Source organism: Streptomyces sp. NPDC050264, from assembly GCF_040655895.1.
In the GTDB taxonomy this organism is placed as follows: Bacteria; Actinomycetota; Actinomycetes; order Streptomycetales; family Streptomycetaceae; genus Streptomyces.
The window spans coordinates 334,235-357,821 of sequence record NZ_JBFAKV010000009.1; the positions used below are offsets into that span (position 1 = coordinate 334,235).

The following is a 23,587-nucleotide window of genomic DNA, read 5'->3' on the forward strand; positions in this document are numbered from 1 at the left end:
GTTGAACTCGGTGGGCGGGCCCGCCTTTTACCGGTAAGAGGCGGGCCTGTCCACGATGGTCAGCCGCAGTGGTCGTTCCACTTGAGGTTGACGGTGGCGCTGTCGGCGCTCCCACCCCAGTCGATGCATTTTCCAGCCGCATAGACGTATACAGGCCCGGCGTAGGACTTGTAGTTGCCCCGGTCTCTGACCCAGTCCCCTCCGGATACCTCTACGGCAGCGTCCAGAAAGTGTGTCGAGCCAGTGTTGTTCATCGTGACGACGCAGTTGTAGCCGTTCGAGCTGTTGTAGGTCAGGTATGCCCGGGCCAGGCCGTTGGTGACGCTCATCGAGTCGATCACGCTGTAGCCGCTGCCACAGGCGCCGCTGTAACCGGCCGCCTGCGCGGGGCTCGCGGCAAGGGTGAGGCCAACGGTGGCCATGACTGCTGCAGTGCCCGCGGCAGTCATTGTCTTACGTAGTCGCATGGAAGTCCTTAGTGGGGGTGCTGTGCTGTTCGCTGTTCAGCCGCAGTGGAAGTAGCCGGAGTACGGCACGTGGTCCTGGATGATGTTGTTGCCGCTGAAGTTCCAGATGTCGGTCTCGACGGCGACGCAGCGTCCCTTGCCGTACCACGTGTAGTTCGCGTAGTAGAGGTAGTTGCCGTCGTCGCGCCCCACGTAGCCGTCGACGTCGGTGTAACCCTCCACGCGGATGCGCGACGACGTGCCGTAGTACGAGCCGCGCTTCACAGCCGCAACGCAGTTGTAGGTGCCGTCCCAGAACAGATACGTGGTCGCGTAAGTCGTGCCGTTGTAGGTGTTGCTCCAACTGTCGACCTGCGAGCCGTTGCAGCCGTAGGTGGCCGCGCTCGCGGTGCTGACAGGCCCCAAGACGCAGGCGGCCGCGGCAGTGGCCAGCACAACTCCGATGCGGCCGAGTGCCTTGCGCATCGTTCCCTCCCCAATGGGCATGACGGATCAGCCGACGAACCTGTCGGCTTCCCGTGAATTTCCTGTGAATGGCGAAAGGAATCTTGGCATGGGCATGCGATGAAGTTGTCGATCAAGTGTCAAGTGGCCGAAAAATAAGCAGAGTTGGCCTGAAGCGGGACGGGCCCCTCCTCCGGATGAGGAGAGGCCCGCGACGGAAGAGGTGGTGTGCCTACCAGCGATAGGGCTTGTACACATCCATGCAGGCGTCCTCGTCGGATCCGTTCAGGGCGTCAGCGGTGTCCGGCACGTCGCCCGCTTTCGCGGTCTTCTGTTTCGGGTACGTACTGCCCTCCCGCCAGTCCGCGCCGACGCTCACCGTGACGGCCGTGACGCCATCGGATGCCTTCACCGCGCTTGTGGGGATCCCGAGGGACTGCGCCACCAGAGTTGCGAACTCTTTGACCTGGGAACCGGCGTTCTCGGGATACGCCACCACTGTCGCGGTGAGCGGGAAGGCGGTCGAGTCGGCGGCGGCTCGGGTGAATCCTTTCTGCTGCAGCACTTGCGCGAGAGTGTTCGCACGCTGGGGCACTGCGGCCTGTCCGGCGCCGTTCGTACCGTTCCGGACCAGCACGGGCAACGATCCTGCAGCATGAGCGTCGGTGCTGGGCGACGGCGAAGAGGTCGGCTTGCCGTTGTCGCCCGCGGGCTCATCGCTGTTCTTGTCGAGCGCGACGTCGTCGCGGAGCATGGCCCAGATCTTCTCCGCATCCGCCGTCGCGGGAACCAGATGATTCCGATTCTGAGGATCTTCGGCCGTAGGCATCGTGAGCGTGGTCATGCGCTTGGAGGGAACGCGCTTGAGCTGCATGGAGAGGTCATAAAGCTTCTTCACCGAACCCACCTCCTCGGAGACCTTGAGGGCCTTCGTGGCGGACTCCGCCAGGTTCAGGAGCCGACCGCTGTCGGAGAACGCATCCTGTTCTCTGAGCGTCCGGAGCATCGAGCTCATGTACATGTGCTGCGCTTTGGCGCGGCCCAGATCGCTGTAGAAGGCGTGCCGCGTACGCAGCCACTGAAGTGCCGACTTGCCCTTGACCTTGTGATCCCCGGCAGTCAGTTTCAGTCCGGATCCACCCGGTACGCCGGGCAGCGGGCGGTCCCAAACGTTCTGCTTGACGCACACGCCCACCCCGCCCACGGCGTCAGCCATCGTGACGACGCCGGCGAAGTCCACCATCATCCAGTGGTCGATGTACAAGCCGGTGAGCTTCTCCCAGGTGGCCAGAGTGCATCCGGGACCGCCGCGCTGGAGGGACTCGTTGATGATGGTGTTCGTCGCCGGGTACTTGGTGTGGGCTTCCGGGTCTTCGCACGCGGGGATGTTCACCCGGGTGTCCCGCGGGATACTGATGATCGAGGCGTTCTCGCGGTTGGCGGAGATGTGGATGAGCATCTGCACATCGGCCAACGGCTTGTTGCCGACGCTCTGCTTGCTCCCGCCCAGCTTCACGTTCTCCGCCGAGTTCCGACTGTCGGACCCGATCAACAGGATGTTGATCGGTGTCTGTCCAGCCGCGTTCGGTTCGGCCTTCTTCACGCCCGTGTCGGCGCTGCTCCGTTTGCCCTTCTCGATGTTGCTGTTGAGGTGCTGGTACCAGAGGTAGCCGGCGCCGGCCGTGCCCAATATGAGTACGGCAAGGGTGAGCGCGGTCCAGCGCAGCACGCGGCGCCCCCGCCGACGTCGGGGGCGGCCAGTGGCTACGCGCCGTTCACCATTCTGTGTGTCCCCGTCCCTGGACGGTCGCCCGTCCAGGGACGGCCGAGATTCATCCGTGTAGGAGGTCTCGTCCCAGTCCGATTCGTCAGCCGCGGACGACGGTTCCCTCTGCTCGCCGTTCGGTCGTGAGTGCACCCCACGCACACCGCTTCGCCCCATGCCCCGCCCCACCCTCCCCGCCCATGGCCATGACTCGGCCGCCCCGCTGTCAATGCGTTAGACAGCCAAAGGGCGGCCGAGGTTGGTCACTTGGCGCAAACAGTCTTGTCAGCTGTCGTCTTGTCGGCATCCACCGTCGCCGTACCGCCGCCGCTGATGGGCGTGCCCGCGCCCTTGAAGTCCTTGCCGAGGATGAGGATCATCGCCGGCAGCCCCTGATCGTTCTTCTCGCTCTTGCCTTCCTTCATCGCGGACCCGGGCAGGCCCATGATGTCGGCGAGACGCCGGGCCTGGTCGGCCTGGTCGGGCGAGTATTCGAGGGTCGTCTTCGCCTGGTCGGGCTTGTTGCCCATCTGGCTGGACTTGCTGACTCCTTCGCTGTTCTGCAGCCAGGTGAGGGTCGCCTGCGCGGCGCCGGTCTCGCCGCTGCCGTTGTAGAGGTCGACGCGCACATCGGTGGCCGCGGACTTCGTGCCCTTGAGCTTGGCGTCGGTGGCGGCCTTCTGCTTCTTCTTCGTCTCGGTCAGCGAGACGTCGTTCTTGATCGCGTCGAAGACCTGAGGTGCGGCCGAGTCCTTGAGTACGACTGTGGTGTGGACCGTCTCGGCCGGATTGTCCACGACCGGGGTGGTCACGAACGAGAGGTTCTTGGTCGGCACCTTCTTCACCTCAAGGGCAACGTCCTTGAGGTGAGTCAGACTCCCTATGCCCTTGTCGACCGTGAGCGCCTTGGTCGCGGCTTCGGCGAGGTGCGTCAGCTTCGTCGGGCTCGTGAGGGTGTCGCCCGAGCTCATCTTGCGGGCCAGGGAACTCAGGAACTGTTGCTGCACCTTGATGCGGTCGAGGTCGCCCTTGTTCCCCCAACTGTGCCGGGTGCGTAGGAACGCGAGTGCTTCCTCGCCCTTCAGATTGTGCTGACCGGCCTTCAGGTTGAGGTGCGAGTCGTCGTCGTTGACGTCCTTCGCGAGACATACGCCTACGCCGCCCACTGCCGTCGACAGGGTCTTCACCGCGTTGAAGTCCGCCATCATGAAGTGGTCCACGGTGATTCCCGTGACCGCTTTGATGGTCGCCATGGTGCAGCCTGCGTCTCGCCCGTCCTGCCCCAGACTGGTGTTGAAACGTACGTTCTGCGTGCCGGGAATCGTCTTGAGCTGACCGGTCTCGTCCTTCACCTTGCAATCAGGCACATCCACGATCAGGTCGCGCGGGATACTCAACGCGGTCGCGTTCGTACGGTCCTTGGACACGTGCAGCAACACGTTCGTGTCGGCGTGACCGACGCTGCCCTTGTCGCCGTAGCCCTCGTTGCCCTTGCCGGTGCGCTTGTCGGTGCCGATGACGAGGATGTTGAACGCCTCGTCCTTGCTGAATCCGTTCTTGGCACCGACGACGTCCTGCGTGGTGATGTTCCCGTCGAGGTGGCGGTAGTAGAGGTAACCGCCGGCCGAGGCGGCGAGGACCAGGAAGGCCACGCTGCCGGACGTCCACAGCAGCACTTTCTTCGCCGTCGACTTCTTCTTTTTCTTCGACTTCGAGCGCCGCCGCCCCGGCGCGGGCGCCTGTGCCTGGGGCTCGCGCCGCCTGCGCTGCGGGGGTACCTCCTGCGGTTCCCGCCTGCTGCCGCGGGGCGCGGTGCGGCGGGGCCCGGGTACCGCCGACTGCCCAGCGGAAGGGGTCAGTCGCAGTTCGTAATCACCGGTTTGCGGGTTGAGTACCCACTGGTCTGCGGGGTCGATGTCGTCCGCCCGCCCACGGCCTTGCGCGTCCACGGTTGTCTGCATCCTCCGTCGGGGCCACGCGGCGCCTCGCCCCCCTCAAAGCAGGCGCCCGGTCAGTCGGTAAGAGGTGCGCGACCTCGCCTGGGCAGCATGGCCGGGTGCACCGGATCGCTCACACTATCCGCCCAGTTCAGCGTCAAGCGACGGCGGTGACAAATTCCACTCTCCTACAACTGGGCAATCCGGCTCATTTCTGTGAACCTGTGTGCCACCTGATGACTTGCGCTTTACCCAGGGGCTGTTGAGGCAGCTGTTGAGGCGGCTGTGGCGACACCTGTTGTGACAACTTTTGAGGCACCTCGGCCGCGGGTACCTCGGCCGCGGGCACTTCAGCCGCAGGCGTCCTGCCGGGCCGTGTTGCCGCGGAAGGTGGGTGCGGGGGAGGGCGCCGTGGACGGAGTCGCGGGTGCCGTCGGGCCGGCGCCGGGCTTGCCGTCGTCCCAGCCGCCGTCCTCGCCGGACCCGTACGCGTCGTCGTAGCCGCCTTCGTCGTACGACATCCCGTCACCCTGCGTCTGATCGCTCTCGGCCTGTACGTCCGCGGGTGTGTCCTTGGAGACGACGAGCGGGGCGTCGGTGCGCAGCCGCGTGAACAGCCGCTCGGCGGCGGGCTGCACGAGCTGGTCGCGGTTGGCGTTGTAGATGTACGACTGCCGCGGCACGGTCAGGAACTGGATGCGGTCGACCGTGATGCCGCGCATCCCGCGCACGAGGTCGTAGAGCCCGCGCAGACTCGCCAGCCCCGGGTCGGTGGTGAGCGAGGAGGTGGCGGCGTCGAGCACGGGATACAGCTTCGCCGGGTTCAGCAGCACGTCGTTGCTCTGCACCTTGGTGACGAGCGCGCCCAGGAACCGCTGCTGGCGGTCCATCCGGTCGGTGTCGCTGCCGTTGCCGATGCTCTTGCGGGCACGTACGTAGCCGAGGGCCTGCTCACCGTCGAGGAGGTGCTTGCCGGGGGCCAGCTTCAGGTGCGCGTCGGTGTCGTCGATCGGCTTGTCCAGGCACACCTCGACGCCGTCGACCGCGTCGACCATGTCCTTGAACCCCTGGAAGTCGACGACCATGTGGTGGTCGATCCGCACCCCCGTCATCTTCTCGACCGTACGGATGGTGCACGCCGAACCACCCGTCTCGAAGGCGTAGTTGAACATGGCGAACATCGGCTCGATGCGGGTGCCGTCCGTTTTGCGGCAGGCCGGCACGTCGACCATCAGATCGCGGGGGAACGAGACGGCGGTCGCGCTCTTCCGGTCCGCCGCGACGTGCAGCAGGATCGTCGTGTCCGAGCGCTGCGTGCCGTCGTTGCGGCCGTACTTGCGGTTCGCCCCGGCCCGCGAGTCCGACCCGATGAGCAGCAGGTTCTGCGCCCCGTCGACCAGAACGGTGGGCCGTTCCTTCTCGTAGCGGGCGAGTTCGGCCGCGGTGTCCGAGTCCTCGTGGATGTTGCCGTTGAGCTTCTCGTACGCCATCCAGCCCGTGCCGCCCGCCACGAGCACCAGCAGCGCCGCGCCGATCGCCGAGTACCGCAGCCATCTCCTGCGCCGCCGGGCCCGGCCGACGCCGGTCGGGGAGGAGCCGCCGCCCGGGCCGAGCGGCGTCCCGCCGTCGGGCTCCGGAGGCGTGGCTGCGGAGTCGGTCACGTGGGTCCCCTCATGGCGACGTAGAAGACACGGCAGCGCGTGCGTACGCATGCGTCTCTACGACCATGGACCCCGCCGCGGCGGCGGGCCGGGGGAGCTGACCCGAACGGGTTACCGGCGGCTCTCGCGGCTATCGCGCGGTGGCCGTGACCCGTTCGCTCTCGACCCGCTTGGCGAGGGCCTCCCCGTCGAGCCGGTCGAGGTTGCGGCACAGCACGACGGAACCGCCGGTCGCCAGCGGCGCGAACAGCCCGGCGCTCAGCCCCTGCCAGCTGTCGTACGGCAGCCCGGACAGGATCCGCGCGCCGGGCCCGGTCAGGCCGAGCCCCGGAGCGTCGGCGGTGGCCTTCTCCACGACCTCGGCGCCGGTCCACTCGGCCCCGGCGACGACGAGCGCGGGCTCCTCCGGGTCGACGGGGGAGAACGGAGCGAACCGGTCCCCCTGCGACGGCACCTCCACGGCGTAGTCCAGGAAGCCCTCGGGAGGCTGCGGGAACCGTCCGCCCAGCGGCCGCAGCGCGAGCGCGACCCGCTCACCGGAACAGGCCCGGGCGGCGTCCAGGGTGTCGGGCCCGCTGACGACGACATCGGCCCCGGCCGGATCCCCGCCGACCTCGGCGACGACCCCGACCGACGAACAGGCGAGCAGCCACACCGCGCTCTGCCAGTGCGCGGGCAACAGCACGGCGACCCGGTCACCGGGCTCCGTGTTCAGCTCCCCCTGCAGCAGATTGGCGGTCTTGGCCACCCAGTTCGCGAACGTCGCCACGGACAACTCCACGCGCTCCCCGGTGGCATCGTCATAGAACGTGACGAGCGGCCGCCCCGGGTCGGCGGCGAGGGCGGCCTGGAGCAGAGCGGCGGGAGTACGGTGCGCAACATTCACCCGGCCCACCCTACGCGGGACGCCTCCAGCGCCTGAGGGGTGCCGCGGGGCCTGGCCCGGGGCCCGGATCCCGGCCGAGCCGGGCCGGACACCGGATCTGCGTCCCGACACCCCGTCACCCGCCAACCCCACCCCTGGACTTCACCCCGGCACCCGTATGACACTCCCCAATGGCCTGAACCGTACCGGTATGGCCACGATCGTGTGCATGCGTGGATTCCTTGCTTCCTCGATCGGCGTCACCTGCGCGGCCGCCCTGGCCCTCCCGCTCACCCTGCCCGCCGCCTCGCACGCCGTGCCGGCCCCGGCGCAGGACTCACTCCCGGGCAGCACCCAGTCGCTGGCCCTCGCCCCGCTCACCGTCTCCCGCGCCGCGGGCACGCCCCGGGTACAGGGCCTGCCGCAGCGCGACGTCCACCCGTTCTCCCTGGTCGGCGTCGTCTGGGACGACCCGAACACCGAACTCCACGGCCAGGTGCAGGTCCGTACGCGCACCACCGGGACCACCACCTGGTCCGCCTGGCAGGACATGGAGACCCACAACGACGACGCCCCCGACCTGGAGAGTTCCGAGCACACCTCGGGCCACGTCCACGGCTCCACCGCCCCCCTCTGGGTCGGCGACTCCGACGGCGTGGAGGTGCGGGTGCAGGGCGACGCACCCGCCGCCACCCGCGCCGCGGCCGCCGAGCCCCTCCCCAAGGGCCTGCGCCTCGAACTCGTGGACCCGGGCGCCGAGCCCCCGCCGCAGGGCGCGCCCGCCGACGGCCCCCGCGCCACAGCCCTGACCTCCGAGGCCGCCGCGGCCTCCGCCGTGAACGCCGAGCTCGCCCCCCTCGGCGCCACCTCCGTCCCCGCACTCTCGAAGAAGGCGTCGGAGGACGAGCTGATCGAGGCCCGCGGCGGCGACACGAGCGCGACGAAGGCCCGCCCGTACGTCGGGGCCCGCCCGCGCATCGTCACGCGCAAGGGCTGGGGCGCCGACGAGAAGCTGCGCGAGCGCGACTTCGCCTACACGAAGACGGTGAAGGCGGCCTTCGTGCACCACAGTGCTTCGGGCAACAACTACCGCTGCTCACAAGCCTCTTCGGTCATCCGCAGTATCTACCGCTACCACGTCAAGAGCAGTGGCTGGCGCGACATCGGCTACAACTTCCTCGTGGACAAGTGCGGCAACATCTACGAGGGCCGGGCGGGCGGGATCACCAAGCCGGTCATGGGCGCGCACACCCTCGGCTTCAACACCAACAGCATGGGCATCGCGGTCCTGGGCTCCTTCGGCAGCTCCAACCCGCCCGCCGCCGCGGTGAACGCCATCGCGAAGCTCACCGCGTGGAAGCTCGGTCTGTACGGGGCAAATCCGCGCGGTACGACATATCTCAAGTCGGGTGGTGGCAATCTGTACCGCAAGGGAAAGAACGTGCGACTGCATGTGATCTCCGGCCACCGGGACGGATTCGCAACCGAATGCCCGGGACGCCGTCTCTACAACAAGCTCGGCAAAGCCCGCAGCAGCTCCGCCCACCTCCAGGGCCGCTGACGCCGGCCGGCCCGGGTCTCGAACGGTCTGCATACACTGGCCGGCCGAAAGACAGTTCGGCCGGCCCCAGCAGGAAGCAGAGACGACAGGTGACAGAAGCGATCCTCCTGGTCGGCGGCAAGGGCACCAGGCTGCGCCCGCTCACGGTGAACACGCCGAAGCCGATGGTCCCGGCGGCCGGCGTCCCGTTCCTGACGCACCAGCTCGCGCGGGCGAAGGCAGCGGGCGTCGACCACATCGTCCTGGCCACGTCCTACCTGGCGGAGGTCTTCGAGCCGTACTTCGGCGACGGCTCCCGCCTCGGGCTCCACCTGGAGTACGTCACCGAGGCCGAGCCCCTCGGCACCGGCGGCGCCATCCGCAACGTCGCCTCGCGGCTGCGCTCGGGCCCCGACGAACCTGTGCTGATCTTCAACGGCGACATCCTGACGGGCCTGGACATCCAGGCCCTGGTCCACGAGCACGAGACGACCGGCGCCGACGTCTCGCTGCACCTCTCCCGCGTCGAGGACCCGAGGGCGTACGGCCTGGTCCCCACGGACGAGACGGGCCGCGTCACCGCGTTCCTGGAGAAGCCCCAGACGCCTGAAGAGATCGTCACGGACCAGATCAACGCGGGCGCGTACGTGTTCCGCCGCTCGGTCATCGACACGATCCCGACGGGCCGCCCGGTCTCGGTGGAGCGGGAGACGTTTCCCGACCTCCTGTCCTCCGGCGCCCACCTCCAGGGCATGGTCGACTCCACGTACTGGCTCGACCTCGGCACCCCGGGCGCCTTCGTGCGCGGCTCCGCCGACCTGGTCCTCGGCCGCGCCCCGTCCCCCGGCGTCCCCGGCCGCTGCGGCGACAGCCTGGTCCTGGCGACGGCGACGGTCGCCCCGGACGCCAAGCTGACCGGCGGCACGGTCGTCGGCGAGGGCGCCCGGGTCGGCCAGGGCGCGCGCGTCTTCGGTTCCACGATCCTGGACGACGCGGTGATCGAACCCGGAGCCGTGATCACGGACTCCCTGATCGGCCGCAACGCCCACGTCGGCGCCCGCACGGTCCTCACGGGAGCGGTGATCGGCGACGGCGCCCACGTAGGCGCCGACAACGAACTCCAGACGGGCGTCAGGATCTGGTGCGAAGCCAAGATCCCGCCGGCCGCGGTCCGCTTCTCCTCGGACCAGTAACAAACTCAAGCCCCTGGGCCCCCGGACGAAGTCTGGGGGAGATCGAGGAGCGGGGCCCGGGGCGGAGCCCCGTGACCTCGCTCTCAGCGGCCCGCACACATAACCCCCTACCCTCGTAGGGCACACCCCGCCCACCCAAGGACCTCCGTGGCAGGCCGCCGATACACCCCCCGTACGCAAACCCCCCCGACCCGCACAACCGTGCGCGGCGGCGAAACCCGCGTACCCCCGGCGGCACCGATCCCGCACCAGGCGCCGGCCACCCGCACCTACACACCCCCGGGCCCCCTCCATCTGGGCCTCACCCTCGGCCCCCTGCGAAGGGGCCCCGCGGACCCCACCTTCCGCACCACCCCCGACGGCTCGATCTGGCGGGCGAGCCGCACCCCGCAGGGACCGGGCACGCTACGGATCACGGAGCGGGACGGCACCGTACAGGCGCAGGCGTGGGGCCCGGGAGCCGACTGGTTTTTGTCCGAACTCCCCGCGCTCCTGGGCGAGTTGGACGACCCGGCCCCCTTCGAGCCACGCCACCGCCTGGTCGCCGAGTCGGCCCGCCGCCGCGTGGGTCTGCGGCTGACCCGCACGGGTCTGGTCCTGGAGAACCTGATCCCGTCGATCCTGGAGCAGAAGATCACGACGGACGAGGCGTACCGCGCCTGGCGTCTGCTGCTGCACCGGCACGGCGAACCGGCCCCGGGCCCGGCCGGCGGCCAGGACCTGCGGATGCGCGTCATGCCCGACCCGCGCGCGTGGACGCTGATCCCGTCCTGGGAGTGGCACAGAGCGGGCGTCGACAACAAGCGCGCCTCGACGATCATCCGTGCGGCGCGGGTGGCCCGCCGCCTGGAGGAGGCGGCCGGTATGGAGCCGGCCCGGGCCCGCGCCCGCCTCGAACTGGTTCCGGGCATCGGCCCCTGGACCTCCGCCGAGACGATCCAGCGCACGAACGGCGCCCCCGACGAGGTCACCACGGGTGACCTGCATCTGCCCCACACCGTCGGCTACGCGCTCGCGGGCAACCGCGACGCGACGGACGAGGAGATGCTGGAACTCCTGGCCCCGTACGCGGGCCAGCGCCACCGGGCGGCCCGGCTGATCCTGCTGAGCGGCGTCGCACCGCCCCGCAGGCAGCCGAAGATGCGCCGGGTGAACATCGCCGAGTGGTAGCCGCCGCGGAAAGGCGGCCTACCGGACCTCGACGAACTCCGAAACGACCCGTGCGGGCCGCTCCACAGGCGCGGCGGCCGCATGCCCCACCGCGACGGCCCCCATCGGGTCCCACTCCTCGGGCAGCCCCAGCACGTCCCGTACGGCATCCCGGCAAAACATGGTCGACGACACCCATGCCGAGCCGAGCCGCTCCCCGGCCAGCGCCACCAGGAAGTTCTGTACGCCGGCCCCGGTGGCCACGACGAACATCTCCCGCTCGGCGGTGTCCCGCCGGGGATCCCCGTACGTATGGGACCCGTCCATCACCAGACAGGGCACGACAAGGTACGGCGCGTTGCGCAGCACATCCCCCCGCCGCACCCGCTTGGCGATCGACTCCTCGCTCTTCCCGTCGCGCCGCAGATCCGCCGTCCACGCGTCCCGCATCGCGTCGAGCAGCCGTACCCGCGACTCCTCCGACTCGAGCAGCACGAACCGCCACGGCGTCGTGTGGTGCGGCGCGGGCGCGGTGACGGCCGCGGCGACGGCCCGCCGCACGGCCCCCGGGTCGACCGGCTCGTCGGTGAAGGCCCGCACGGTACGCCGCTGCGTCACGGCTTCCCGTACGGCCTCTGAGGTCCCGAGCCGGAACATGTCGTCGCGCGCGACGCGCACCAACTCCCGCGCACCGTCGTCCTGCTGAGTGCCCGTCAGGCCACTGAGGCCGCGCACCACGGCGACCGGCAAACCGCCGGCCTTCCCCTTCACGAGGTCCCCGGCGGCGGCCAGCTCGTCGGCGGTCGCCACCACGGTCGCGCTCAGCTGATTCCCGTACGCGTCGACGCCTCCCCGCAGATCGTCGAGTACGCGCACGCCGGCGGCGCCGATGGCGACATCGGTCAGCCCGTTCCGCCAGGGGCGTCCGAAGGTGTCGGTGACGACGACGCCGACCTCGACCCCCAGGGCGTCCCGCACACCGTCGCGGATCGCGGCCGCGGAGGCGTCGGGGTCCTCGGGCAGCAGCAGCACGGTCCCGGCCGGGGTGTTGGACGCGTCGACGCCCGCCGCGGCCATCACCAGGCCCAGCTTGTTCTCCACGATCCGCAGCGTCCCGCGCCGCGCCACGACCCGTACGGTCTCCGCGTCGATCGCGGCCTCCCGGTCGTCGGCGCGGACGATCCGCCCCTCGGCCTTGCTGACGATCTTCGAGGTGACCAGCAGGACGTCCCCGTCGGCGAGCGCCGGCTCGGCGGCGACGATCAGCTTGGCGAGGTCGTCGCCCGGTCTGACCTCGGGAATCCCGGCGACGGCCCACGCGCGGAAGGAAGGAGCGGCGGCAGAGCTCACGGGATCCGCACCTCCTCGGCGAGCCGCAGCGCCTCGCGCGCCATCTCGGCCGCGGCGGTCCCCTCCTCGGGGTCCGTCATCATCAGCGGCACGGCCCGGCACTTGATCCCGGCCGCCTCGACCCGGTCCAGGACCCCGGCGTCCACGGTGTCCACGAGCCACCCGTCGAGCAGCCCCGACCCGTAGTGCTCGGCGACGGCGGCGGCGCTGGACTCCACGCCCACCGCGGCCAGCACCTTGTCGGCCATGCCGCGCACCGGCGCGTCGCCCACGATCGGCGAGAGCCCGACGACGGGCACGCCCGCCTCGGCGATGGCCTCCCGGATCCCGGGCACGGCCAGGATCGTCCCGACGCTCACCACGGGGTTCGACGGCGGGAACAGGATCACGTCCGCCTCGGCGATGGCCTCCAGGACACCGGGCGCGGGCTTCGCGTGCTCGGCGCCGACCGGCACCACGGCCTGCGCGTCGACGGAGGCCCGCAGCTTCACCCAGTACTCCTGGAAGTGCACGGCCCTGCGCTCCCCGTCGATGTCGACGGCCACGTGCGTCTCGACCCGGTCGTCCGTCATGGGGATGAGCCGCACCCCGGGCTGCCACCGCTCGCACAGCGCCTCGGTGACCGCGCTGAGCGGATAGCCGGCCGCCAGCATCTGCGTGCGGACGATGTGGGTCGCGAAGTCCCGGTCGCCGAGCCCGAACCACTCGGGCCCGACCCCGTACGCCGCGAGCTCCTCCTTGACGTGGAAGGACTCGTCCGTACGCCCCCAGCCCTGCCCCTCGTTGATGCCGCCGCCCAGCGTGTACATCACCGTGTCGAGGTCGGGACAGACCTTGAGGCCGAAGAGGTGGATGTCGTCCCCGGTGTTGCCGATGACTGTGATGACCGCGTCGTCCGGTACCGCCTGCTTCAGACCGCGAAGGAACCGGGCACCACCGATGCCGCCTGCCAGAACCACAATGCGCATGGCCCCAGCATTGCAGGCAGCTGTGACATCGCGGCAGCCGGTCTCAGACTGCGGCCCCCTCCACGGTGGCGCAGGCGGGGGAGTGGATCGGCATCGCGGTCAGACCGGGGTGGTACACGTGCAGGCTGACCGCCGGTTCGAGGGAGTCGTTGACGACCTCGTGGACGTAGCCGGGCGCGAACACGCGCTGCGCGCCCGCGGTGAGCGTCCGCGCGCCGTTCTCCGTACGCTCCGTCAGTTCGCCCTCCAGGAGCGTCAGTACGCCGGAGGAGCGGCCGTGGTCGTGCAGTCCGCTGCCCTGGCCGGGGACCCACGACAGCAGCCACACCTCGTACCCCGGCCCGGTGCGCAGCCGGTGGTACCAGCGGGTCGTGGCGTCGTACTCGACGAGGTGCTCCCACTGCGAGCGGTCGGCGGCGACGGAGCGCGCGAGCCCGACGAACTCGGCCACGGTCTCGGGATGTTCACGAGCGGGCTGCAGCAGGTGCGGTACTTCGAGGATGTCGCCGGCGATCTGGAGGTCGCTGTCGCTGTTCATGGGTGTGGGGATTCCTCGGAGGAGAGTGCGGGGGTGCCCCGGACGAGGGCGCAGAGCCGTACAAGGGAGGAGAAACGCGGTCGGAGCTCGGTGGCTCAACGACTCAACAGCTGGAACAGCAACAGTGCGCGCGGGCGACAGAGACGGACCCGGCGGTGCGGGTCGTCGTCATCAGTGCCAAGTTCGCGAGCATGCCCAACAGCACACCGGTTCATGCGTCCTCTGTCAACTTGATGTCCGTATTGCGAGACATGATTCACCTCATCCGGTATCTCGGCCAGGCGAAAGGTTTGTGCACCCGTCCGGCGGGACATGTGGCGCATCAGCCGGTGTGCAAGCGCCGTGGCGATCCTGTGATCCGAATGTGATCCGGTTCGCTTCTGCGGGTGTGTCGGAACGAGAACAATCTCCGCGGCGTCCTCCCTAGTAGCCACCTTGCGGTGATCCACGAGGGGTCGGGCATCCACATGGGCCGCTGGCAAGTGTCACGGTTTTTGCCGATTTGAACACTTTCCGCATAGCCTTGGTTCCGCAGAGTGAATAAGGGGCTCAATAGCAGATCTCGGCTTGACTGCCCCGGATCGGCGCACTTGTAATTTCACTCGTGTCGTTCAGCCGAAATCGGTAACGGCAACATCACGGGGAACGCACGGACAGACGAGGGGCGCACTATGACCGAGTCGTTTCAGGATCTGCTGGTCGAGGACGCGGAAGAGGAACTCGGCTGGCAGGAGCGGGCGCTGTGCGCCCAGACCGACCCCGAGTCCTTCTTCCCCGAGAAGGGCGGCTCCACGAGGGAGGCCAAGAAGGTCTGCCTGGCGTGCGAGGTCCGCTCCGAGTGCCTCGAGTACGCACTCGCCAACGACGAGCGGTTCGGCATCTGGGGCGGTCTGTCCGAGCGCGAGCGCCGGCGCCTGAAGAAGGCCGCTGTCTAGTCCCCTCAATTCACGCCATACGTACGGCTCGTCACCGGTGGTTGTCCACAGGCGGCGGGCCGCGTTTGTTGGCAGCCGTTAGTGTGGGGCCCCGTCCGAGACGCCACCGTGCCCCCAGCGGGCACGGACGTCCACCGCAGTCCAACGAACCGGGGCCCGTACCTCGATGTCCGTGCACAGCCATTCGGCAGACCAATTCGGTACTGCCGCCGCCGCGTTCGACCCGGGGCACGCCACGGGCCTCGACCCGTCCGGCGCCCCCGAGTTTCCCAGGCATGTCGTCACCGCCGTCCTCGTCTCGCACGACGGCGCCCGCTGGCTGCCCGATGTCCTGTCGGGCCTGCTCGGCCAGGAGCGTCCCGTGCAGAGCGCGATGGCGGCCGACACCGGCAGCGCCGACGATTCCGCGGCCCTCGTGGGCGAGGCCCTCGGCGGTGACCGGGTGCTGCACCTCGCGCGCCGTACCGGCTTCGGCCAGGCCGTCGAGGAGGCCGTGCGCGGCGCCGGGGTGCTCACCCCCGAAGAGCTGCCCTATCTGAAGCGGCCGAGCGGCTGGGACCCCGTCAGCCGCACCTGGCGCGACGACGCGTACGACCTGCCGGACCTGCCGCACGGCGAGCCCGAGCAGTGGCTGTGGCTGCTGCACGACGACTGCGCGCCCGAACCGGACGCGCTCGCCCAGCTGTTGCACGTCGTCGAGGCGGAGCGCGAGGCAGGCGCCGACGTCGCGATCGTCGGCCCCAAGCTGCGCGGCTGGTACGACCGCAGGCAGCTGCTCGAGGTCGGCGTCTCCATCGCCAACTCCGGGCGCCGCTGGACCGGCCTCGACCGCCGCGAGCAGGACCAGGGCCAGCACGACCACGTGCGGCCCGTGCTGTCCGTGTCCACCGCCGGCATGCTGATCCGGCGCGATGTCTTCGAGCAGCTCGGCGGCTTCGACCGCAGGCTGCCGCTGATGCGTGACGACGTCGACCTGTGCTGGCGCGCCCAGGCCGCCGGACACCGCGTCGTCGTCGCCCCCGAAGCCGTCGTACGGCACGCCGAGGCCTCCTCGCGCGAGCGCCGCACCGTCGACTGCGTGGGACGCACGGCTTCGTCGCCCCACAAGGTCGACAAGGCGGGCGCCGTCTACACCCTGCTCGTCAACGCGAGCGGTGCGCAGCTCCCCTGGATCCTGGTCCGCCTCGTGCTCGGCACGCTGCTGCGGACCGTCGCGTACCTGGTCGGCAAGGTGCCGGGACAGGCCTTCGACGAGATCGCCGGCCTGATGGCGACGCTGCTGCGGCCGGGCCGGATCCTCGCGGGCCGCCGACAGCGCGGCAAGGGCCCGGTCGACGCCAAGGAACTGCGGCCGCTGTTCCCGCCGCCGGGCGCGACCGTGCGGCTCACCGTCGAGCAGGTCGCCGGGAACCTCTTCGAAGGAGCCGACCCCGAGACCAACACGGCCGGCCGGCACGGTGGCGGCGGCCTCGAGTCCGGGCCCGGCGGCGACGACGCGGACTTCATCCAGATCGAGCAGTTCGCCCGCCTCAAGCGCATCGCCCGCAAGCCGGGCCCCGTGCTCTTCGTCGTGCTGCTGTTCGTCTCCCTCATCGCCTGCCGAGGGCTGCTGGGGAGCGGGGCCCTCGCGGGCGGCGCACTGCTGCCCGCGCCCGGCGACGCCTCCGAACTGTGGGCGCGCTACCTCGACGCCTGGCACGCCACCAGTACGGGCGGCACCCAGGCGGCGCCCCCCTACCTCGCGGTCATCGCGGTCCTCTCCTCCGTGATGCTCGGCTCGACCGGCCTCGCGATCACCGTGCTGCTCGTCGGCTCGGTGCCGCTCGCAGGCTTCGCCGCGTACTTCGCGTCCAGGCCGCTCGTCGAATCCCGGCTGCTGCGCGCGTGGGCGGCCGTCGCGTACGCCTTCCTGCCCGCCGCCACCGGCGCCCTCGCGGGCGGCCGCGTCGGCACGGCGGTGCTCGTGATCCTGCTGCCGCTCATCGCGCGCGCGGGCCTGTCCGCCTCCGGCCTGATGAACGGCCGGGGGGCGCGTGGCAGTTGGCGGGCCACCTGGGCGTACGCGCTGCTGCTGACCGTCACGACCGCCTTCACGCCGATCGTGTGGCCGATCGCCCTCGTCCTCGGCATCGCGCTCCTTGTAGTGCGCCGCACGGACATCGCGGCATACGGGCTGCGTTTCCTCGCCGCGCTCGGCACGCCCCTACTGGTGCTCGCTCCGTGGTCCCTGACGCTGCTGCCGTTCGGCTTCTTCAAGGAGGCCGGCCTTCCGTACGGCAAGGGCTCCGCGACCGCGATGAGCCTGCTCGGTGCCTCGCCGGGCGGACCCGGCACCACCGGCAGCCTGCTGCTCGTCGGCATCGTGCTGGCCGCGCTCGGCGCCCTGCTGCGCCAGGAGCGCCGCCTCGCGGTCCTCACCGCCTGGGCCGTCGCCCTCGTCGCCCTCGTCTTCGCCGTCCTGTCGAACAACTCGACGTGGGCCGGACCCGCCACCCTCGTCTACGGCATCGCGCTCCTGGCCGCCGCCGCGCTCGGCGCCGACGGCGCGCGCTCGCGTGTCGCCGAGCAGAGCTTCGGCTGGCGCCAGCCGGTGGCCGCCCTCGTCGCGTTCGCCGCCGCCGCCGGCCCCCTGCTGCTCGCCGCGGGCTGGATGATCGCCGGTGCCGACGGGCCCCTGGAGCGCCGCGACCCGGTGCAGGTACCCGCGTTCGTCGCCGAGGAGGCCGGTACCCGCGACCAGGCCCGCACGCTCGTCCTGGACGGCTCCACGGCCCAGGTGTCGTACTCGCTGGTCCGCGGCGCGGGCGCCCGCCTCGGCGACGGCGAACTGACCGCGGCCGCCGGCGAGAACAAGAACCTCGACAAGGTCGTCGCCAACCTGGTCGCGGGCTCCGGCGCCGACCAGGCCGACCAGCTCGGCGGGTTCGCCGTGCGCTACGTCCTCGTACGCGACGGGGCACCGCGCCAGATGGGCCGCGTCCTGGACTCGACGCCGGGCCTGACCCGGCTCAGCCAGCAGGACGGCACCGCCCTGTGGCGCATCGACCGGCAGGTGGCGCGCGCCGTCGTCCTGCCCTCGGCCGGTGCCGGTTCGACGTCGGAGGAGGCCAAGCCGGTCGCCGCGGGCCCCGTGGAGGTGCACACGAAGGTGGCAGCAGGCAGCGAGGGCCGCGTACTGCGCCTCGCCGACCAGGCCGCCGAGGGCTGGACCGCCACGCTCGACGGCGCGCCCCTGACGAGGACCACGGTCGACGGCTGGGCGCAGGGCTTCGAACTGCCCCCTTCCGGCGGCACGCTGGACGTCACCTACGACGCTCCGATCACCCACACCGCCTGGCTGTGGGTCCAGGGCGCGCTCGCCCTCGTCCTCGTGGTGCTCGCGCTGCCCGGTCGGCGCACGGACGTCGACGACGACCTCCCGGAGGAGCCGGTCGTGCCCGCCGAGGCCGTCACCGGCGAGGGCCGCAGGGCCCGCAGGCTGCGCGCCCAGGCCGAGACGGAGCAGGCCGCCGACCAGCCTGCCGAGCAGCCTGCCGACGACGCCGTACCGCCGCTGCCTCATCCCGCTTCTCCGGAGGAGGTCCCGGTCGCGGACATCCCGCAGCAGCAGGCGTACGGCGAGTGGGAGCAGCCCGGTTACCAGGGCGCCGATTACGGCACGTACGCCGCGGGCGAGCAGCAGTACCAGGGCGCCTACGGCTATGACCCGCAGACGGCCCCGTACCAGGCGGATCCGTATCAGGCGGGCCAGTACGACCCGTACGCCTACGGGGGCACGTACGAGACGCAAGCGCAGTACGACCCCGCGTACGAGCCCACGTATGAGCAGCACGGCCACGGCAACGGCGCCGACAACGAGCGCCCCGACGGGAGCCAGCAGTGAACCGCACGACCCTGTCCCTGATCGCCGCGGTGACGGCCCTGGCCGCCGTCACCGGGTTCGCCGCCACCACGTCGGGCGGCGCGGACGACGCTCCCGCCAAGGCGGCCGCCCAACTGCCCGTGGAACGCTCCAGCCTGCTCTGCCCGACGCCCGGCCAGTCCGACCTCGCGGAGACCGCGTACACGTCGTACACGCCGACATCGAAGGGCACCGAGGGCACGACCGACTCGGCGGGCAAGGCGCAGCTGATGCCCGCCGAGAGCGGGTCGAGCGACACCGGGGACACCAAGGGCAAGACCAAGACGCCCAAGGCGGTCGTCACTCCGAAGGAGCCCGGCAAGCCGGCCGCGGGCGAGGCCTCGGGCGCCGACGCGCCCGCCCTGATCGGTACCGCCGACGGCGCCCTGGCACCCGGCTGGACCGTCCAGCAGACCACCACGGTCGAGGTCGGTACGGGCCGCGGTCTGCTCGGTGTGGACTGCTCGGCCCCGGACACCGACTTCTACTTCCCCGGCGCCAGCACCGCCAAGGACCGCAGCGACTACATCCACCTCACGAATCCGGACGACGAGGCCGCGGTCGTGGACGTCCAGCTGTACGGCCCGGACGGCGCCGTGAAGTCCGATGTCGGCGAGGGCATCCAGATCGGGCCGCACGCCAGTGTCCCGGTCCTGCTGTCGACGCTGACCGACAAGCCGTACACGAACCTGACGCTGCACGTGACCGCGCGCAGCGGCCGCGTCGCCGCCGCGGTGTCGGCCGCCGACGACAAGCTGGGCGGCGACTGGCTGCCCGCCGCCGCCGACCCGGCGGCCTCCCTCGTGCTGCCCGGCATCCCGAAGGACGCCACGAGTGTGCGCCTGGTCGCCTTCGCGCCGGGCCAGGACGACGCCGACCTGAAGGTCCAACTCGCCACCTCCAGCGGCAGGATCGCGCCCGCCGGCCACGACACCCTGCACGTGAAGTCCGGTATGACGTCCGCAGTCGACCTCGGTGACGTGACGCGCGGCGACGCGGGCTCCCTGCTCCTGACGCCCACCGACGCCTCCGTGCCGGTCGTGGCCGCGCTGCGCGTCACCCGCGGCAAGGGCGCCGACCAGGAAACCGCGTTCATCCCGGCCACCCGTGACATCGGCGCGCGCGCCACGGTCGCCGACAACCGCGCCAAGGGCTCCACGCTCGCCCTGACCGCCCCCGGCGCCACCGGCAAGGTCAAGGTCACCGCGTCACCCGGGGCGGAGGGCGGCACCGCGACCACGAAGGAGTACACGGTCAAGGGCGGCACGACGCTCTCGGTCCCCGCGCCCGTCCCGGCCGGCCTGAAGGGCGCGTACGCGCTCACGGTGGAGCCCGTGTCGGGCGGCAAGGTCTACGGCTCGCGCATGCTGGAGGAGAAGCAGGACGACGTCCCGGCGTTCACGATCCAGACGCTGCCGGACGACCGGGGGACGGTGTCGGTGCCGGAGTCCGACGAGGACCTGTCCATCCTCCAGAAGTAGTTGCCGTGGGGACCGTCGCCCTACAAAGGCGGCGGGTTCACTCCTCGCCGTCCCCGTACCGGGGATCGACGGTCTCCGGGGTGATCCCCAGTACCTCGGCGACCTGCTCGACGACGACGTCGTGCACCAGGGCGGCCCGTTCGTCGCGCCCCTTGGTGCGGATCTCCACGGGACGCCGGTAGACGATCACGCGCGCGGGCGTATCGTCCCGCGCCGGGATCGTGCCGCCCAGCGGCACCGTGTCGGCGCCCCACGCCTCGTCCTCGGCCGTGAGCCGCGGCACTTCGAGGATCAGGAAGTCGACCTCTCCGAGCTGCGGCCAGCGCCGCTCCAGACGCTCCACGGAGTCCTGCACGAGGTCCGCGAAGACCTCGGCGCGGCTCGCGGACAGCGGCACCTGCGGCGGCGCCACGGGCCCGCGCATGCCGCGGCCGTGCCGGTCGCGGCGGCGCGGCGGGCGCGGCTCGGCGGGGGAGCGCGGCGGTGCCTGGCCGTCGGGCGGCACCGGGTTCTCAGCGTTGGCGGGCCTTTCCATCACCGACGCAGCGTAGTCCTCCGGGGCGGCCGGGGCGGGCCGCCTCCGTACGGAGCACGGCATGTCGCTTCCTGACCGATCAAGCCAATCTTGGGCCTGATTCCACATCCCTCCCGGACCGTTGAACTCATGACAATTGGCGGTATTTGTGGTGAGTGGTGACCGATTTCAACTCCCTTGTGGGGCGTACGACCCCGGGTCGCCCCAGGTCACGAGCGAGCCCGCGCCGGCCGGTGTGCGCCGCCTCACATCACGACACGGTGGGGTGAGCGCGGGGAGAGTCGTCGCGGCCCGCTCAGGAGTGCGGTACCGTCCAACATCGTGAGCCCTGTACGTCGCTGTTCGCGCACCGCTTGCGGCCGTCCCGCCGTCGCGACGCTGACGTACGTCTACGCCGACTCGACCGCGGTCCTCGGCCCCCTCGCCACTTACGCCGAACCCCACTGCTACGACCTGTGTGCCGAGCACTCCGAGCGCCTCACCGCGCCGCGCGGCTGGGAGGTCGTCCGGCTCACCGACGGCAGCGTCCCGGCCCGCCCCAGCGGCGACGACCTGGAGGCCCTCGCCAACGCCGTACGGGAAGCGGCCCGCCCCCAGGAGCGCGCGGCCGAGGCCGGCGGCTCGGGAGCACGCCGCGCGGACCCCATGGAGGTCGCCCGCCGAGGCCACCTCCGCGTCCTGCGCTCGCCCGACAACTGACGCTGTCCGGCGCGGACGGAACGCGGGAGAAAGCGCCTTCACTGGATCTTCGCTGTCACACGCGTTGACCCGGGATTGTTGAGGACACGACGATCGCCATCCCGACTCCGGGATTCCGGGAGGCGCTCGTGTTCATCCAGCAACTGGAGCCCGTAGGCGGCTCGCTGGGCCTGTCCGCACTCATCGCCGCGCTGCCGCTCGTCACCGTCCTCGTCCTGCTCGGCGCTGTCCGTATGAAGGCCCACCGCGCGGGCCTGATCGGCCTCGCGGCGGCCGCCCTCGTCGCGTGGCTCGTCTACGACATGCCGCTCGGCCAGACCCTTTCCAGCGCCGCGCAGGGCGCGCTGTTCGGGCTCTTCCCCATCCTGTGGATCGTCGTCAACGCCCTGTGGGTGTACCGGATGACCGTCCGCACCCAGCACTTCGACATCCTGCGCCGGTCCTTCGGGCGCCTCTCCGACGACCCGCGCATCCAGGCCCTCGTCATCGCGTTCTGCTTCGGCGCGCTCCTGGAGGCCCTCGCCGGCTTCGGCGCGCCGGTCGCCATCTGCTCGGTCATGCTCGTCGCGCTCGGCTTCGACCCGGTCAAGGCCGCGGTCGTCTCCCTCGTCGCCAACACGGCGCCCGTCGCCTTCGGCGCCATGGGCACCCCCGTCGTGACCCTCGCCCAGGTCACCGGGCTCCCGCTGGACTCGGTCGCCTCCGTAGTGGGCCGCCAGACGCCGTTGCTCGCACTCATCGTGCCGCTGCTGCTCGTGGGCCTGGTGGACGGGCGGCGCGGGCTGCGCGAGACCTGGGTGCCCGCTCTGGCCTGCGGATTCGCCTTCGCCGTCGTCCAGTTCGCGGCCTCCAACTACGTCTCCGCCCAACTCGCCGACATCGGAGCCGCCTTGATCGGCGCGGGCGCCCTGGTCGCTGTCCCGCACGCGCGCCGGCCGGTCGCCGAACCCGTACGCGCCGCAGTCCTCACCGGCGTACGCAGCGAAGACCTGGACGAGGACGACCCGCGGCCCGAAGTGCTGCGTGCCTACGCCCCGTACGCGCTGATCGTCGTCGTCTTCTCCGTGGCCCAGATCCCCGCCGTCAAGGACTGGCTGGCGCAGGCGAACCAGGTCTTCGACTGGCCCTTCCTGAACGTCGCGGCGCCCGACGGAAAGCCGGTGGGCGGCAACATCTTCACGCTGCCGCTCGTCTCCACCGGCGGCACGCTCGTCCTGCTCGCCGGCGTGTGCACGGCCGTTGTTCTCGGCGTGCACGCGCGCGTGGCGGTGCGCGAATGGCTCGGAACCGTGTACGAGCTGCGGTTCGCGATCCTCACCGTGACCACCGTGCTCGCTCTCGCCTACGTCATGAACCTGTCGGGCCAGGCCGCCACCATCGGGCACTTCGTAGCCGCGGCGGGCGCGGGGCTCGCCTTCCTGTCCCCGGTTCTCGGCTGGTTCGGCGTCGCCGTCTCCGGCTCCGACACCTCGGCCAACGCGCTCTTCGGCGCCCTCCAGGTGACGGCGGCCCAGCAGTCGGGCCTGTCGCCGGAACTCCTCGCGGCGGCGAACAGTTCGGGCGGCGTCCTCGGCAAGATGATCTCGCCGCAGAACCTGACGATCGCGTGCGCGGCCGTCGGACTCGCGGGCCGGGAGGGCGACTTGCTGCGCAAGGTGCTGCCGTGGAGTCTCGGCCTGCTGCTCGTGATGTGTCTGATCGTGTTCGCGCAGAGCACGGTCGTCCTGTCGTGGATGCTGCCCTGACCGGCGAGTACCTGCCCTGACCAGTAAGGACGCGCAGAGGCGCGTTCTTTGCGAGGAATGGGGGGTTCACGGCCCGATGCCGGTCCGGACGGGTAGTTTGTGGGGTCCGTGAAGGACTCCAGGAGGGCTGGGCCGGCCGTGGCTGCTGATCTGTCGCAGATCGTGAAGGCGTACGACGTGCGAGGGGTGGTCCCGGACCAGTGGGACGAGGAGCTCGCCGCGCTGTTCGGCGCCGCCTTCGTGCGGGTGACCGACGCGTCGGCGATCGTGGTCGGGCACGACATGCGGCCCTCCTCGCCCGGCCTGACCCGGGCCTTCGCGCGCGGGGCCGCCGCCCTCGGCGCGGACGTCACCGAGATCGGCCTGTGCTCCACCGACCAGCTCTACTACGCGTCGGGCGCGCTCGGTCTGCCG

General features: G+C 70.8%; 18 protein-coding genes and 1 pseudogene. 9 read left to right on the forward strand and 10 right to left on the reverse strand.

Annotated elements, in window-relative coordinates; translation table 11 throughout:
• Positions 1–59 precede the first annotated feature (59 nt).
• From AB0J02_RS19120 to AB0J02_RS19145, 6 genes are all read right to left on the reverse strand, one after another.
• Complete coding sequence (locus AB0J02_RS19120; RefSeq protein WP_363194854.1) at positions 60–422, reverse strand: spore-associated protein A; 363 nt, start codon at positions 420–422, stop codon at positions 60–62.
• A gap of 81 nt (positions 423–503) precedes the next feature.
• Entirely contained in the window at positions 504–932 is a 429-nt protein-coding gene (locus tag AB0J02_RS19125) for a hypothetical protein (RefSeq protein ID WP_363194855.1), read from the reverse strand.
• Positions 933–1,143: 211 nt separating this feature from the next.
• Entirely contained in the window at positions 1,144–2,853 is a 1,710-nt protein-coding gene (locus AB0J02_RS19130) for an LCP family protein (protein WP_363194856.1), read from the reverse strand.
• A gap of 86 nt (positions 2,854–2,939) precedes the next feature.
• A complete protein-coding gene (locus AB0J02_RS19135; RefSeq protein WP_363194887.1) occupies positions 2,940–4,625 on the reverse strand; it encodes an LCP family protein in 1,686 nt (561 codons plus the stop codon).
• Positions 4,626–4,963: 338 nt separating this feature from the next.
• Positions 4,964–6,274, reverse strand: coding sequence for an LCP family protein (locus AB0J02_RS19140; protein ID WP_363194857.1), 1,311 nt, complete (start codon positions 6,272–6,274; stop codon positions 4,964–4,966).
• A gap of 130 nt (positions 6,275–6,404) precedes the next feature.
• Positions 6,405–7,160, reverse strand: coding sequence for a TIGR03089 family protein (locus tag AB0J02_RS19145; RefSeq protein WP_363194858.1), 756 nt, complete (start codon positions 7,158–7,160; stop codon positions 6,405–6,407).
• Between the two features lie 208 nt (positions 7,161–7,368).
• Between AB0J02_RS19145 and AB0J02_RS19150 the strand changes: the two genes are divergently transcribed.
• From AB0J02_RS19150 to AB0J02_RS19160, 3 genes are all read left to right on the forward strand, one after another.
• Positions 7,369–8,700 (forward strand): peptidoglycan recognition protein, encoded by a 1,332-nt coding sequence (locus tag AB0J02_RS19150; protein WP_363194859.1) that lies wholly within the window; start codon positions 7,369–7,371, stop codon positions 8,698–8,700.
• An 89-nt stretch (positions 8,701–8,789) separates the two neighbouring features.
• On the forward strand, positions 8,790–9,872 hold the full coding sequence (locus tag AB0J02_RS19155) for an NDP-sugar synthase (protein WP_363194860.1): 1,083 nt from the start codon (positions 8,790–8,792) through the stop codon (positions 9,870–9,872).
• Positions 9,873–10,019: 147 nt separating this feature from the next.
• Positions 10,020–11,042, forward strand: a complete 1,023-nt coding sequence (locus AB0J02_RS19160) for a DNA-3-methyladenine glycosylase 2 family protein (protein WP_363194861.1) — start codon at positions 10,020–10,022, stop codon at positions 11,040–11,042.
• 18 nt (positions 11,043–11,060) lie between these two features.
• Here AB0J02_RS19160 and AB0J02_RS19165 read toward each other — a convergent pair whose 3' ends face one another.
• From AB0J02_RS19165 to AB0J02_RS19175, 3 genes are read right to left on the reverse strand one after another with little or no spacing between them, the layout of a single operon-like run.
• Positions 11,061–12,371, reverse strand: coding sequence for a coenzyme F420-0:L-glutamate ligase (locus AB0J02_RS19165; protein ID WP_363194862.1), 1,311 nt, complete (start codon positions 12,369–12,371; stop codon positions 11,061–11,063).
• Positions 12,368–13,339: a 2-phospho-L-lactate transferase gene (cofD, locus tag AB0J02_RS19170; protein ID WP_363194863.1), complete on the reverse strand. Its 972-nt coding sequence runs from the start codon at positions 13,337–13,339 to the stop codon at positions 12,368–12,370. The genes AB0J02_RS19165 and cofD overlap by 4 nt, the downstream gene beginning before the upstream one ends.
• A gap of 43 nt (positions 13,340–13,382) precedes the next feature.
• On the reverse strand, positions 13,383–13,877 hold the full coding sequence (locus AB0J02_RS19175; RefSeq protein ID WP_363194864.1) for a cysteine dioxygenase family protein: 495 nt from the start codon (positions 13,875–13,877) through the stop codon (positions 13,383–13,385).
• Between the two features lie 671 nt (positions 13,878–14,548).
• On the opposite strand from AB0J02_RS19175, the gene AB0J02_RS19180 reads away from it, so the two are divergent.
• The 3 genes from AB0J02_RS19180 to AB0J02_RS19190 all read left to right on the forward strand — a co-directional run bounded on the left by AB0J02_RS19180 (position 14,549) and on the right by AB0J02_RS19190 (position 20,194).
• The gene (locus AB0J02_RS19180; protein ID WP_127831770.1) at positions 14,549–14,812 is read left to right on the forward strand and encodes a WhiB family transcriptional regulator; all 264 of its coding nucleotides are present in this window, start codon (positions 14,549–14,551) and stop codon (positions 14,810–14,812) included.
• Between the two features lie 166 nt (positions 14,813–14,978).
• A complete protein-coding gene (locus AB0J02_RS19185; RefSeq protein ID WP_363194865.1) occupies positions 14,979–18,695 on the forward strand; it encodes a glycosyltransferase in 3,717 nt (1,238 codons plus the stop codon).
• Complete coding sequence (locus tag AB0J02_RS19190) at positions 18,692–20,194, forward strand: DUF5719 family protein (RefSeq protein ID WP_363194866.1); 1,503 nt, start codon at positions 18,692–18,694, stop codon at positions 20,192–20,194. Before AB0J02_RS19185 ends, AB0J02_RS19190 begins: the two co-directional genes overlap by 4 nt.
• A 37-nt stretch (positions 20,195–20,231) precedes the next feature.
• Here AB0J02_RS19190 and AB0J02_RS19195 read toward each other — a convergent pair whose 3' ends face one another.
• On the reverse strand, positions 20,232–20,618 hold the full coding sequence (locus AB0J02_RS19195) for a metallopeptidase family protein (protein ID WP_363194888.1): 387 nt from the start codon (positions 20,616–20,618) through the stop codon (positions 20,232–20,234).
• 432 nt (positions 20,619–21,050) lie between these two features.
• On the opposite strand from AB0J02_RS19195, the gene AB0J02_RS19200 reads away from it, so the two are divergent.
• From AB0J02_RS19200 to manB, 3 genes and pseudogenes are all read left to right on the forward strand, one after another.
• Positions 21,051–21,428, forward strand: coding sequence for a DUF3499 domain-containing protein (locus tag AB0J02_RS19200; RefSeq protein ID WP_363194867.1), 378 nt, complete (start codon positions 21,051–21,053; stop codon positions 21,426–21,428).
• 128 nt (positions 21,429–21,556) lie between these two features.
• Positions 21,557–23,173, forward strand: coding sequence for an L-lactate permease (locus AB0J02_RS19205; protein WP_363194868.1), 1,617 nt, complete (start codon positions 21,557–21,559; stop codon positions 23,171–23,173).
• 138 nt (positions 23,174–23,311) lie between these two features.
• Positions 23,312–23,587: pseudogene (gene manB, locus AB0J02_RS19210) on the forward strand (phosphomannomutase/phosphoglucomutase); the annotation flags it as partial.